A 13,024-nucleotide genomic window follows, 5' to 3' on the forward strand; every position below is an offset into this window, starting at 1 on the left:
CAAAAAAATTCAAAATTACGATTTGATTTGGGAAGTGTTAGATACTGGTTTGGAGCGCTGCTGCTGATAATAATCAACTACTTTTTGCACGTAGGCTCCAGTCAAACCATCTTTGCAGCCTGTGTAATAGCCAGTCATCCACCAACAAGCAACCCCCCGCATAGCAGCAATTTCATTGTTTTGACGAGCGGTATACTGATTGTTTAACTCCCGGCGCATAATGCATGAAACAACTTGACGTGCCAGTGCAGGGTTGTTTTCAAACTGCATTGGTGTCACTTCTTTTTTCAAACAATATTTTGACCAACTTTTGAGGGTTTCTGGCTTAACTTGCCATGCGCTATAAAGCCCATCGTTGCTGGTATCAGTTTTTGGTGCAGCCAGTCGCAATGCTTCTACCATTGTAGAAACTTGGTAATCAGATACTGGCTTTTGTGCTTGTGCTAGCGATGGTAAAAATCCTAAGCTAACAATCATTCCAGCAACTAACAGTTGCATATTCTTTCTCATAACTATGTCAATACTTCAGCGTTGACGTAATTCCAGTTCTTTTTCCATGATTTTAACGTCATAATTGCTGAAAAAATCGTGTCCCAACAATCCAACGCTGGCTTTTGGAGCGATCGCCACCTGTAAATTATTAGCTACGGCTCTACCAACAGCTATAGACTCTACCTTACTCGTTAAAAATTGTACTTTGCTACCATCAGCTATGTGTGCTTCTACCATTCCCGTAGCTTTTAATTTCAAAGCGTCAGCCATACCCATAGTTATCAATGTATTACTAGCTCCTGTATCAAAAATCATTTCAAAGCTTTGCTTCCCATTGAAAGTAACACTAACAACAGGAGTTCTACCAATACGGCGTTTAATAGGAACCCGAATTACTCCACTGTCTACAGGAGTGACACCACAAAGCTTTCCTAAACCAATGGTTCTACCAGAAGAAGTAACCATAAAACAAGCTCCTGGATCTACAGCTGTTGTCCGTGGAGGAAATGCCAAAAATATCAGCGTGGGTACTACTGCAAAAGCTCTAATCCATTGCCTGCTAGTATTGAACATGGGATTTTTGAGATACATCTATTCTTAAAGTACCCAAATTGAGTAATTCTCAATCATTTGTGAGCAGCAAGAACTCCGACTTCTTCAATTCTTTAAGGAATTCAGATTTTCAATTTCTTGTTTTATAAATAAAATGGAATTGTTTAATGACAAAATAATTAAAAACTAACAAAACATCCAAATAATTAAAATATTTGTAAGGCAGACTCATCAGAAAAATTGGAAGTATATAAAATTTTTGCAATATTTCTCTGATATTACAAACTTGAAAATAGAAATAAAAGAAGTAAAAGAAGTATTAATATACTTAACCTAATAAACAAATATCGGAAAGTAACTCTTTTTTCTTCGTCACGAAGCAGTAGATAAGAATAAAAGCAACGCACGTTAAGGAATATAAAATAGCTGTAACTATTACTAATGACTAGTAACTAATAAAAACCTTAACTAGTTAATTTTATTTTTACCAACCTACTTATGTTCTTGTAATATGTTTCAATTGGCTAAGATTTTCGTTGCTAATAGAGTAAGCTGCTCCAAAACCAGTTACAAAACGCCCTTGTTGAGGAGTGAGTTGGAAAATCCGAAAATCAGCTAAATCGCGTAATATATCGATAATTTCTCCAAAACGAGCTTGGAATTGATAAACAATTTCTTGCCATGCATCTGTCTGCCGTTCTATTAAAGTTGCCATACAATCAAAGGTTAAGCGACAACGGGCAAAGATTTGCTCTGTTTTACCTTCATCCTCAATTAACATCACACTGACACGAGGATTAGCAGAAAGGTTTTGAGTATGAGTCGAAAGCTCGCTGACATAAATATATATATTCTTGGATTCATCCATGACGAAAGGAGCATAACTAGCATTTGGTACTCCTTGCGTATTCACAGTACTGATAATAACGCTTTGAAACTGGTGAATAAAATTTTCATACTCTGCTTGGGCTTTTTCGAGATTGTGCATAAGAAATATAAATAAGGGACATACTTATTAGTTTGCCCCTTATTTTCTCATTTTACGAGTTTATAATTCAAGTAAAAATTAAAGCCTATGCAAAGTGGTATATCAAAGAACTCCCAGATTATTTGCTTTCAAGACTATTGTCTATACTGTGCAGCTTTTTGATTTTTACGCTTCCACAAGAAGATACCACCTACAGCCATAATACCTAAAGCTGTACTTGGCTCAGGCACAGATTTAGGATCAAAGCCTGTAAATCTTCCCGTTCCTTTATGAAAAGAGTGGTTGTCAGTTTCAAATCCACCTCCTCCAACTTGTGAGATCACAATTTTGTTAAAAATATCGTTGCTGCTTTCTGAGTAAAAGTGAACGTAACCATTACCCTGATAGTATTGGGTGTTAACTAATTTGGCACCTGCTTCGTTGTTACCAGGATGCAAAGGAGAGTAGATAGCAAAACCACCAGCTTGATCGATATCGGCAGTCGAGAAAGACTTCACAAGCGTGTCGCCATTATAGAAGGAGTAAATGTTACCTGAGTGAGCAGCACCCCAATTGATAGCGAAGTAGTTTAAATAATCATCCAATTCAATAACAGCATTTTGACCCTCAAAAATTGCTAAATATTTAGAGGTGTTTTTCTCCCCGTTAGGCCCAACTGGAGCCCACATATCTGCTCGAACGCTGCTGCTGCCATTGCCAACTAGTGAGTATTTGGCAAACCCACTGGTTGGTAGTTGGCCATTATTGAAGTCAACCGTTTTGAAATCCGAAAGTCCAGAAAACTCAGACCAGGCACCTTGATCTGTTTTACCATCAGGACTTGCTATTCCTGTAGTCATTTTGAATGTAATCGCGTGTGCTGATCCTGCACAACAAAGTATAGCGAGAGTAGATAAAGTGGTTATAAAAGCAGATTTTTTAAACAGCACGATTTAATGCCTCATTACTTCTTACTTAGCCTCTATATTCACAATTTTTCTTTTAAACAGGATTAGAGGCTTTACTGATTTTTGTATCCTCATACAATCAAAGTTTTATGTAAAAAAGAGAATTAATAATTAGATATAAACCAGTAGTTTTACTGAAAATAAATAAAAATATGTTGCCTGTTTTCGGCAAATCAATAAGTTTTTGCTAAATCAGCATAGATTAACTTACATAATATTTAAATTTGATGGCCATCTTATAATTCAGTTTTATGATTTGTTAATAATTAATTGTTGTTTTTCAAGTTTGATAATTTATTTACTTACATAAACCTACTTGGAGTAGCAAGTGTATTGCTTTGCTAGAGGATTTCAGGACAAATATTACCAAATCCCCCTCCCCCAGGAGTTTCTATCACAAACACATCCCCAGGTTGCATTTCGACTGTTGCTGTACTATCTAAATCCTCTTTAGTTCCATTCTGACGTTGTATCCAATTGCATCCCACAATTCCGGCTTCCCCACCATTTAATCCAAAAGGAGGAATCAAACGATGGCTAGAGAGAATATTAGCTGTCATTGGTTCTATAAATCTGATGCGACGAATAACCCCATTGCCACCCGAATACTTTCCTTTGCCGCCGCTATGGGGACGAAGACTAAAGCTTTCTACCTGCACAGGATAACGGGTTTCTAAAACTTCTGGATCGGTTAAGCGGGAGTTAGTCATATGGGTATGAACAGCATCAGTACCATCAAAGTTAGCCCCTGCCCCAGAACCACCACAGATAGTTTCATAGTACTGGTATTGCTCATTACCAAATGTAAAATTATTCATCGTTCCGGCAGACGCAGCCATTACACCCAAAGCACCATACAAAGCATCAACAATAGTTTGAGAAGTCTCCACATTACCCGCTACCACTGCTGCCGGATAGGTTGGGTTCAGCATACAGCCTTGAGGAATTATAATTTCTAAAGGTTTTAGACACCCAGCATTGAGAGGAATATTATCATCGACAAGAGTGCGGAACACATATAAAACTGCTGCTTGAGTGACAGCTTTAGGAGCATTAAAGTTACTATTTAATTGACGAGATGTGCCAGTAAAATCAATTGTGGCACTGCGATTTTCTCGGTGAATTGTCACTTTAACTTGAATTCTTGCTCCATTATCCATTTCATAAATAAATGAACCATCTCTGAGAACATCAATTGCCCGCCTAACTGACTCTTCGGCATTGTCTTGCACAAATTTCATGTAAGCTTGGACTGTTTCAATTCCAGATTGAGAAACCATTTTACGGAGTTCTTGTACTCCTCTTTCATTGGCAGCAATTTGTGCTTGAAAATCAGCAATATTTTGGTTAGGATTGCGAGCAGGATAGGGATGGTTTAAAAGTATCTCTCGAACTTGGATTTCCCGAAAGTTTCCTTGTTCAACTAAAAGAAAATTATCAAAAATAATTCCTTCCTCTTCTACTGTGTTACTGTGAGGAGGCATTGAACCGGGAGTAATGCCACCAATATCTGCTTGGTGTCCACGAGAAGCAACATAAAAAAGGGGACTGATGATTGGGGGCTGGGGATTGGGAAATGAGATATTATTGCCACTGTCTATAAAAACGGGGGTAATTGCAGTCACATCAGGAAGATGAGTTCCGCCGTTATAAGGATTATTAGATAGATAGACATTTCCTGGTTGTATTGTGTCGCCTTTATCATTAATTAAACTGCGGACACTTTCACTCATGGAACCTAAATGTACAGGAATGTGGGGTGCATTGGCAACTAATAATCCAGAAGAATCAAAAATAGCACAGGAAAAATCTAGTCTCTCTTTGATATTTACCGACGCTGCCGTATTTTGGAGAACAATCCCCATTTGTTCGGCAATAAATTGATATAGATTTTTAAATATTTCTAAACGGACTGGATCGGGTTGAGATGTAATGTACATTTTTGATTTCTGTTTGTTGATATATGACGATTAAAGGAAATTACGAATAGACTTGGTTTAAATTATTCAGTAAAAAATACCTATCTAGCGAAATTAGGTTTATGTTAACTGTTGCCAAAATCCTTGGTTTGCTGCTATATGTGATTTTAATAGGCTATCTGACTTTTTTTTAGTGCTAGGTGCGATTGGTTTAGCATTTTATTCATCTGAAACCTTCCGAACCTCGATACTTATCCTAGTAGGTCTTGGGGTAGCTAGTATTGGAGGAGCCTGGTTGGCTAGAATTTTGCAAAAAGTACCAACTGCGGCGATCGCTCTTGGGATGGTAAGTTTAGCAGCGTCGCTAGGAATAGTGGTTTTAGGATAGACTGCGACGACTGCATTCTTGAGTGGTATGCAGAAGCAACTGTTGTCGGCTGGTATTGCGATCGCATTTACACTCCTGGCTTTAGGAATAGCAGGTTTTAGTGGCTGGCGATCGCTGCTTCAAATCAAAAACTGGTTACTTTAACTCAGATAAAAAGGTATAGGTAGACATAATTAAATGTAAGATTAGAGTTTTGTTCCTAGTAAGCGGCTCAAGCCTGTACTAGGAACTTTAATTTAATTCAATCCTTCTACTTACCTTCTGCATAAAATTAAATGATTGCGTTCAGTTAATATTGCTTCCCAGTCAGGTTCAACTACAATCGTGCTAATTTTTTCAACAATAATTGCAGGGCCGTTAATAGTATCTTCTGGTTGTAAATCTTCCCGTCGATAAATGGGAGTGTCATGCCATTTTTCGGCAGTAAACATCTTGACTGTTTTAACAGATTGGGCAGGTTCACCAATAGAACGAGTACGACTAATAAAGGGTTCTTCGGGAGTATCCATTTTCTGAATTACTTCCACTGATGCAGATTCAACAATTAAGTTTTTCTCTACTTGAATGAAACCATAACGAGATTTATGTTCAGCCTCAAATTCTTGTCGCATCAATTCCACATCCGAGGCAAAATTAACTGTCAAGGTAGAGTTAGTTCCCTCATATTTTAAATTTAGTTTTCGCACTACTTCCTCTTCGCTGTTGGCTTCAACCCAACCCGCCCTATCGGACACCCTCCCCTTTATAAGGGGAGGGTTGGGGAGAGGTAATTCACTTCTAGCTTGCGTTTCTAAAGTCTCCATTAACTGCACCAATTGCGGTATTAATGCTTGCGTTAAAAGCTTTTCTACTCCTCCTTCTCTAATTGCTCGCACATCAGCTAATCCCATTCCATAAGCAGAGAGAACCCCAGCATAGGGATGAAGGAATATCTTTTTCATCCCCAAAGTATCGGCAATTAAACAAGCTACTTGCCCTCCTGCGCCTCCAAAACAACAAAGAGTATATTTGGTGACGTCATATCCTCTTTGCAAACTAATTTTTTTAATCGCGTTTGCCATATTTTCGACAGCGATCGCAATAAATCCGGCGGCGACTTGTTCGGGAGTACGAGTGTCTCCTGTAGCAGTTTCAATGTCTTGGGCTAATTTTGTAAATTTAGATATGACAACATTTTTATCTAAGGGTAAATTGCCATCGGGGCCAAAGACAGAAGGAAAATATTGAGGGTAAATTTTGCCTAACATAACATTAGCATCTGTGACAGCTAAAGGGCCGCCACGCCGATAACAAGCAGGCCCAGGATTTGATCCCGCAGATTCAGGGCCGACGCGATAACGGGAGCCATCAAAGAAGAGAATTGAACCACCCCCAGCAGCAATGGTATTAATCGCTAAGACGGGAACTCGCATCCGCGCTCCGGCAATCTCGGAATCTAGTTGTCGTTCATATTCTCCTTTAAAGTGGGCTACATCTGTACTTGTTCCGCCCATATCAAAAGTAATAACCGAATCGAAGCCTGCTCTTTGGCTAGTTTGTACTGCACCAACAATACCTCCAGCAGGGCCACTTAAAATACTATCTTTTCCTTGAAATTGTTCAGCTGCGACTAAGCCGCCGTCAGACTTCATAAACATTAATCTGACTCCGGGCAAGTGACTTGCTACTTGGTTAACATAATGACGCAGAATAGGAGTTAAATAAGCATCTACTACTGTTGTGTCTCCTCGACTTACCAATTTCATTAAAGGACTAACTTGATGAGATACGGATATCTGCGTAAATCCGATTTCTTGGGCGAGTTGGGCAACTTGTTGTTCATGGTAGGGATAGCGATAACTGTGCATAAAAACAATGGCACAACTACGAATTCCCGTGTTGTAAACAGCTTGTAAGTCATTTTTGACTTGTTCGAGATTTACTGGAGTTAGTTCGTTGCCTTGAGCATCATAGCGTTCATCAACCTCAATTACCTGCTCGTAAAGCATGGTTGGTAAAACGATCTGACGGGCAAAAATATCAGGGCGATTTTGGTAGCCAATTCGCAAGGCATCTTTAAACCCTTTGGTGATGAGAAGCACCACGCGATCGCCTTTCCTTTCTAACAGTGCATTTGTTGCTACAGTTGTCCCCATTTTTACCACTTCTATCGCTTCGGTTGGAATGGGTTTATTGTCTGAAAGTCCTATAATATCTCGAATACCTTGGATTACTGCATCTTGGTATTTTTCGGGATTTTCTGAGAGTAGTTTGTAGACTATTACACATTGCTGGTTAGGAAGGGGAACAATCAAAAAACGTTCTTGATGTTCTAAGAGTCTGTCTATAATTGCCTGATTATCAGTAACAGCAACAATATCTGTGAATGTACCACCCCTGTCAGCAAAGACTTTCAACATAATTGATTTCCTCCGTGCTTCTAGAAGTAGGGTAACAATGAAACTTGGAGCCTTTCTACTTCTAGGCTCTAGATTTGCTCAAAGTCTCTGTGATGGTTAGTTGCAATTACCAAATTATGTGCGATCGCTATTGCAGCTATGAAAATTACAGATACAGCGAAGTGGACATTTGACAAGAATTAATCAAGGCAACTTCCTAGATGGGCGTGTCATTTACTTCTGAGTTAAAAAAGATTCTTTCTGAGGCTGGTTGCTACTTTGAACGTCATATTGCACTTTCACCAAGCTTACAAACTTTATACTTTTGGACTTTTGCCTCGTTCTAAAGCTTTTGATGCTGGTGGAGGTTCGGGAGGCTTTTGAAGAATTTCAATAATTACAGTCATGACTTCATTAGTTTTTTCGCCCTTCACTTTTCCTATATGGCGAATAATATTATTTTTCTCAACGGTTGCAATAATGTTAGGGCGAATATAGCAATGACTTAGGTTTAGTTTACCAACCTTGAAGTTTTGGTCTTCTAACTTAATTTCATAATCTCTACCTGCTTTACTGGTGATAGGACAGACCATAATATTGTTACTATCTGATTCTGCAATTACTAAAGCAGGTCGTCTTTTAGTGGTAAATACATCAGAAAATGGAAAAGGCACTGAGACGACATCGCCTTTACCAAGTTTTTCTATAGATCCTTCCAAGCTTCGTCTTCCTCTGGATCGAGCCAAATGTTGTTTAATGATGTCTCACTCAATTCAAGAAAATCTTTTATTAGTATTTGAGAATCATCTGCATCACTGGCTTGCAAATTCTTAACTCTTTCAAGTGTTAGTCCGGTTAATTTTACTACTAAAGCTAAATCGATGCCTTCCCGCAGCATATTGAGTGCAACTTGGGTTAATCCCTGCTGCAAACCTTGCTCCCATGCTTCGCGTAATTTTTTAGGTTGAATTGCGGAGTTCTGTATGATTGTCAGTTTGTGCGCTTTGCTTCAATAAATATGAATATAGCGCTTTTATAAATATACATATCGCAGCTATACAAACTAAACTGGCTAGGTGAATTAGATTTGTATAGCCGCGACTCCGTCTTTTCTAGTTACCCAAAAGGTTGCCCCCAGAGTCTCCAGTTCTCCTTATTAAAGGGAGACTTCCATTTTTGAATGAGTGTCAGTTCTAGCCTTTGGCGCGATCGCGTTTTAGTTGGCGCATCCCACCAAAAGGCTATATTCACTGCTGTTTTTAATTCATAACGGTAGTGCAAGTCCAAGTAATTTTCAATGTATTGCTTGCAATCGTGTACACCTTTCCATCTTTTATTAGATTTACAAGTTTCTCCGATATAGAGTAGCAAGTTTGCTGCTATGTCTATGACAAAGTACAGACAGGCTTCACCAGGGTTATTTGTTGGCAATCGATAAAATGATAAAGAACATGGCGACAAATTAAAGGGATCGATCGCACCAGGATCGATGTGTGCTGATGGCATTTGAAATAAGGTAGCTTGTTGAGTTGGTTTGCTTGCTCTTACTTGTTGTTGATGGATGGTGATTTGTGATTTCCACTTTGTTAAAGTCTTCTCATCCATCAGCAACACAGGTGTTCTACTAGTTGGTGCAGAACTAATTTCCGAGAGTGAGAACAAGTCAAGTTGATGAGTTTCCAATCGCAATCCCCAAAAACGCAATAATTTGGGAATGCTAGCACTGGGAAGCTAAATTTTGAAACAATAAATTTGTACTTCTCAAGGGGACTGGGGATTAGTGATTGGGGATTGGGAAGAATTTCTTTCCCAGTAGCTAGTAAGGAGTTCCTAGTTTGAGTATGTGGTAGAGTTCTCCATCAGAGTCTAAAGCTATTTTTGATAATCTGAATAATCTACAAAGACACCTTACCGCAGGGCTAATTCTGGTTGTAGCCACTGCTTTTCAGATTGCTTGTCAAAGGGATAATTCGTAATATTAGATCCTATGCCTTTATGAGCGGTTAACATTAATTCATCTCGTTGCTGCCAAACAGTAAATATTTTTTCCCTGCCATCATTTAGTGTCTCTGAGTCGATTTGATAAAACTCATTGATCCGCTTTAGCTTCAAACCCAGCAACTTTAATAATCGATTGAGTATTCTTAACGCCGAAGTATTTTCATTTTTTCTAACTAAATTAATACCAAGTGTTCTTTTGATATCTTTACTAAAGTTAACAGCAGTATTTCTAAATACAAGTAGCTCGGCATCATTTTCAGTAAACTTTCGTTGTGGTTCTAGAAAATTGAGGACTCCTAAAGCTCTTAATACTTCTACTTTCAAAGTGTAAATTTTTAAGTCTGGTAGAAAAACTTTTCCTTCTCCCCAAGATAATTGTTGATGCCATTCTTGTTTATCTCTAATGCGAAAATACTCACTCTGATGTGTAAGATAATAATGGGTTAGTAATTGGCCATAATAGCCTTTGTCATCCCATAACTTGAGTTGAGGAGTGACACTCACACCATATCTTTGTTTGAGAATATATTTATCAATTTGATTTCGCTCCTCATTAGTTAATGAATGTTTAGCTAATAACCGCTCATATTCTATGTAATCAATATCTGGAGCATGAACTACAGCAATTGCTGCCGCTAATTGATTTTGTTGCTTTATTTCTCTAAATTTACGCTTAATATCTTTGGCTTTGTACCGTCTTTGTGACCAATCTTTTTGCACTTTCACAATTTCTATAATCAGCCTTCTGCGAGTTGGCAAATCATTTGGATCAGTTGCTAAAAAAGCCAGACGTAAATCTCGAATAATATTATTATGAACTGCATTACTACGCATTTGAATTTGATGGCCATCATTCGTTAAGCCATCTTTCATAGATTCTCGATACAAGCTAATAGAAGCATTAACTCTTGCTGCTAGTTTTGCCCAAGTTCGTAGATGAATTGGATCGTAAACTAATGGTAAATCCACATCTATATGATGAAGGGGACTAAGTAAAGACAAGTTCTCTTTTTGATTTTCTTGATACCAATAAGATAGCAACCGATAATTGGTGCTGCCAGAACCGATTAAACCAATACCGCGCTTGGCACACCATACTATTCGCGGCACGTCATCGCGTACTCTTGACAATGCCTGTCGTGCTTCTGAGTCAGGAATTACTCCTTGAAAAATTCCGTAAACACAATCAAAATGTTTAACATCAATACTAATTCCTGTTCCCAGGCTAGGAGTGACAAAAACAGAATCGTATTCAGTAACTTTATGATTAATAGCTCCTATAAAATCGGCTGCTTCATGCCCTGGAGTGTTGGTTGTGAGACTACTCACTACTAAAGTTTTGGGAAATTGTTGTTGCAGTTTTTGTAATCGCTCTTTCAAATAACTTGCTATAGTTTCACAACTGTAGCGTCCAGAGCGACTATCAGTTGTAACATAGCATTTTCTTCCTGCAAGTAAATCTAATTCTAGTTGGTGAATTAGTGGAGTTGGATTAGGAGAATCGTAAAAAGTTACATCCCAACCGCGTTGTGGTTTCCATTGATTAACAATTACCCAGGGTGTTAGTTTAATTCCTGCTAATGCTTGTAAATATTCTAAAGAAACATCCGATAAATCAGCATCCTGAGCAATAACTAATCCACCTGTAGTCAACACTGTAGAAATTAGCTGCTGAAATACTTTTAAGATTTTGACGCGCTTTTCTTTACAAGTACTGCTATTTAGTAGATGCCATAAAGATTGCTCTACTTCATCTAAAATAACCACTGCTCCTTGCCAATCTTGAGGATGAATTTTCCAAAGAGAATCAACACATAATCCAAGTGACTTGGTAGGGATGGTGCTTTGTCCCTGCCCTGAAAAATCTGAAAAAGGAGAAAGTAATTTAGCAATTCCTTCTTCTGCGACTCTCCCACTCTCTATATCTTCTTTACCCATTCCCCATTGAATACCAATCTTTTCACATAAAAATCGCCCAAGTTGGATTCTGTGAGTTATTAATAAAACTGGTTTCTTTCTACTTTTTACTCGCTTGACAAGTGCTTGCAGGGCTGTAGTTTTACCTGTTCCTTTTGCTGATTTTATTCCTACTATTCCAGAATCAGGAAAAGTTATTTCTCCTAAATAACGACAGTCGAGAGTAAGTGCCGGAGCAACAGTTAACTCGCTATGGGGTTTTGTTTGAGCAAGGTAAACTTCTAAATCCATGCTTTGACGATATACTTTCTCGAAAGCGATCGCACCTTTAGCAACAATAAACTCATCAACCCCTTTTTCCATCCCTGGCAAATCGATGACTTGTACAGGACAATTTTTTGCCTGGAATAAAAAACCTAGTTGAGAGATGGCATTGTTTACCGCCGCAATTTTTTTGGGTTGAGTTTCAAAATCGAAGCAAATATAAAACGTGCGCTTTTTGAGCGCAAATACAGCTAAGTCGGGTATGATCTGACGACTGATAACTTTGCCCAATTCATCTTTGGTAACGCGGTAGCCACTGGTAATTCCAGGAATGCCTATAGCTGCATATCCTTGTGTTAATAGTGCAGCAGCTTTCTTGACGCCCTCACAGATAATCACGGGTATGTTTTGTTCCATCACCCATTGCCAAAAACCCACAGCCTCACCATTTTCAGCTATGCTGATATTTTCAGGCATAGCTTGATTGTAACGCTGGGCAACTTGCTGCCAGACGTGCAGAGGAACTCGCAGACAAAAGACTCGCGTTGCTGTGCAGGGAGGATGTTCGTACTTGATAGACTTGCCTTTCTCATTCAATCGGGGCTGTCTTGGCTTAAAGCAACCCCACTCCATCGCTTGCCAATTACTTAGGGGATCTAGCCCAGAACACCACCAACCACCAGAGGCAACATGAGCGTACCGATGCAGCCAGCCACTCTTAACCATACCTGTGTTGGTACGTGGCAAATGCTCAGAAATTAACAAATAATCGTAGGCAATTTCATCTTGAAGAGAAATAAAGTTAAGTTGAGCAATGTGTATATCTATACTGCTGCTCTTGACAATTTCTTCAAGGTGTTCGGGGTATAAATGGTACAGATGCATTGGTGATGCAAAGAGAGGAGACGGTGAACTTAACAAGTTAACACGCCTCTGCTGTTTATGTTGGCAGTAATTGTGACGTTTTTATTCTACTTTTTTTAATCAGTGACGAGAGATACAACGGTTATTCTAAAACTTAGTGTTCGTGTCTTTTTTATCGTTCTACTAATAAGCTTGTATTGTTATTATTTATACCTATACAACTTACTTATAAGTAATGTCACTATTGCTTGAGATGAGAGTGACTTTTTCTGAGGATGAGCCATAACTAAATTTAAACTGTTGGGTAAAAGCAG

General features: G+C 38.6%; 11 protein-coding genes. 1 reads left to right on the top strand and 10 read right to left on the bottom strand.

The features are described from left to right. Positions 1-15 precede the first annotated feature (15 nt). The 5 genes from QUB80_RS10425 to QUB80_RS10445 form a co-directional block, all read right to left on the bottom strand. Positions 16-498, bottom strand: coding sequence for a hypothetical protein (locus QUB80_RS10425; protein ID WP_289789421.1), 483 nt, complete (start codon positions 496-498; stop codon positions 16-18). 27 nt (positions 499-525) lie between these two features. Further along, positions 526-1,065 carry a retropepsin-like aspartic protease family protein gene (locus QUB80_RS10430; RefSeq protein WP_289789422.1) on the bottom strand — a complete coding sequence of 180 codons (540 nt, stop codon included), beginning with the start codon at positions 1,063-1,065 and terminating at the stop codon, positions 526-528. Positions 1,066-1,540: 475 nt separating this feature from the next. After that, a complete protein-coding gene (locus QUB80_RS10435; protein ID WP_289789423.1) occupies positions 1,541-2,032 on the bottom strand; it encodes a HugZ family pyridoxamine 5'-phosphate oxidase in 492 nt (163 codons plus the stop codon). 134 nt (positions 2,033-2,166) lie between these two features. Then, entirely contained in the window at positions 2,167-2,961 is a 795-nt protein-coding gene (locus tag QUB80_RS10440) for an Npun_F0296 family exosortase-dependent surface protein (RefSeq protein WP_289789424.1), read from the bottom strand. Between the two features lie 359 nt (positions 2,962-3,320). Then, on the bottom strand, positions 3,321-4,919 hold the full coding sequence (locus QUB80_RS10445; protein WP_289789425.1) for a hydantoinase B/oxoprolinase family protein: 1,599 nt from the start codon (positions 4,917-4,919) through the stop codon (positions 3,321-3,323). A 172-nt stretch (positions 4,920-5,091) separates the two neighbouring features. Here QUB80_RS10445 and QUB80_RS10450 point away from each other — a divergent pair, with 172 nt between their 5' ends. Next, on the top strand, positions 5,092-5,286 hold the full coding sequence (locus tag QUB80_RS10450; protein WP_289789426.1) for a hypothetical protein: 195 nt from the start codon (positions 5,092-5,094) through the stop codon (positions 5,284-5,286). Positions 5,287-5,540: 254 nt separating this feature from the next. Here QUB80_RS10450 and QUB80_RS10455 read toward each other — a convergent pair whose 3' ends face one another. The 5 genes from QUB80_RS10455 to QUB80_RS10475 form a co-directional block, all read right to left on the bottom strand. Next, positions 5,541-7,685 (bottom strand): hydantoinase/oxoprolinase family protein, encoded by a 2,145-nt coding sequence (locus QUB80_RS10455; protein WP_289789427.1) that lies wholly within the window; start codon positions 7,683-7,685, stop codon positions 5,541-5,543. A gap of 296 nt (positions 7,686-7,981) precedes the next feature. Then, positions 7,982-8,383 (bottom strand): type II toxin-antitoxin system PemK/MazF family toxin, encoded by a 402-nt coding sequence (locus QUB80_RS10460; RefSeq protein ID WP_289789428.1) that lies wholly within the window; start codon positions 8,381-8,383, stop codon positions 7,982-7,984. Beyond that, a complete protein-coding gene (locus QUB80_RS10465; RefSeq protein WP_289789429.1) occupies positions 8,368-8,595 on the bottom strand; it encodes an Rpn/YhgA-type helix-turn-helix domain-containing protein in 228 nt (75 codons plus the stop codon). Before QUB80_RS10465 ends, QUB80_RS10460 begins: the two co-directional genes overlap by 16 nt. A gap of 185 nt (positions 8,596-8,780) precedes the next feature. Next, entirely contained in the window at positions 8,781-9,368 is a 588-nt protein-coding gene (locus QUB80_RS10470) for a GIY-YIG nuclease family protein (protein WP_289789430.1), read from the bottom strand. A gap of 204 nt (positions 9,369-9,572) precedes the next feature. Continuing rightward, positions 9,573-12,731: a plasmid replication protein, CyRepA1 family gene (locus tag QUB80_RS10475; RefSeq protein ID WP_289789431.1), complete on the bottom strand. Its 3,159-nt coding sequence runs from the start codon at positions 12,729-12,731 to the stop codon at positions 9,573-9,575. Positions 12,732-13,024 lie beyond the last annotated feature (293 nt).

It is taken from the genome of Chlorogloeopsis sp. ULAP01, from assembly GCF_030381805.1.
In the GTDB taxonomy this organism is placed as follows: Bacteria; Cyanobacteriota; Cyanobacteriia; order Cyanobacteriales; family Nostocaceae; genus Chlorogloeopsis.